Annotated in this window: 1 protein-coding gene and 1 pseudogene; one reads left to right on the forward strand and one right to left on the reverse strand. The window is 76.3% G+C overall.

What is annotated here, in order from left to right:
• Positions 1 to 594: AMP-binding protein (locus E1200_RS33420; RefSeq protein ID WP_165950573.1), on the reverse strand; the 594-nt coding region annotated here is incomplete at its 3' end.
• A 222-nt stretch (positions 595 to 816) separates the two neighbouring features.
• On the opposite strand from E1200_RS33420, the pseudogene E1200_RS33425 reads away from it, so the two are divergent.
• A pseudogene (locus tag E1200_RS33425) lies at positions 817 to 951 on the forward strand (acetyl-CoA C-acyltransferase); the annotation flags it as partial.

A 951-nucleotide genomic window follows, 5' to 3' on the forward strand; every position in this document is an offset into this window, starting at 1 on the left:
GGGCGGCAGCGTGTCGAGCGGGACGGGCGCGGCGAGCGGCATCGCCGGCGCGGGGCCCGGCCGCCGGTCGGCCCACAGGACGTTGCGGCGCAGCGCGACCGGCACGCTGCGCAGCAGCGGGGCGAACTCGGCGTCGGCGACGATCAGGGTGGGGCGCAGCTCGCTGAGGACGGCGCTGAGCTGCCCCTTGCCGAACCCGGTGTTGAGCAGGACGACCTCGGCGCCGCGCCGGCTGCAGGCGACGAGCGTCTCGACCATGCCCCGGTGGTTGCGGCACAGCACCCCGACGCGGGGGCGCGGGCCCTGCAGCGGCAGCCCGGCGGCCAGCCGCGCGGCGCGCTCGTCGAGTTCGCCGAACGTGAGGGAGCCCGCGTCGTCGATCAGCGCGGGGCGCGCCGGGGAGCGGGCGGCGGAGGCGGCGACGAGCCCGGCGAGCGTGGTGCCCCAGCGGCGGAGCGCGCCGATCTGCCGGAGGACGCGCCGCGGGCCGCCGGAGAACAGCAGACCGGTGCGCAGTAAGAGCGCGGCGAGGTCGCGGATGTGCCCGGTCCGGCGCCGTATCCCCGGCCGGTATGCGGGCCTCGCGTGCGTCACCGCGCCCTCCTCCGTCGAGCCACGGTACCCAGCCGCCACCGGCCGGACAAGGGCGCCGGTGCCGGGGCCGCGTCAGTGGTTACTGACGAGTAGCATTTGTGGTTACCAGCGAGTAGCATCGCTGCCGCGGGTACTCGTGCCGCCCGGCACAGGCAGGCATCGAGCCGGGCGGCGCGAGCCTCGACACCCTTCACCGGAGCCCACCGCAGGGAGGACGACACCGTGCCTCGCACCGCACGCGACGTCGTGTTCGTCGACGGCGTACGCACGCCGTTCGGCAAGGCAGGCCCCAAGGGCCTGTACGCGGAGACCCGCGCCGACGACCTGGTCGTCCGCGCGATCCGCGAGCTGCTGCGC

It is taken from the genome of Actinomadura sp. GC306 (assembly GCF_004348665.1).
Lineage (GTDB): Bacteria > Actinomycetota > Actinomycetes > Streptosporangiales > Streptosporangiaceae > Spirillospora.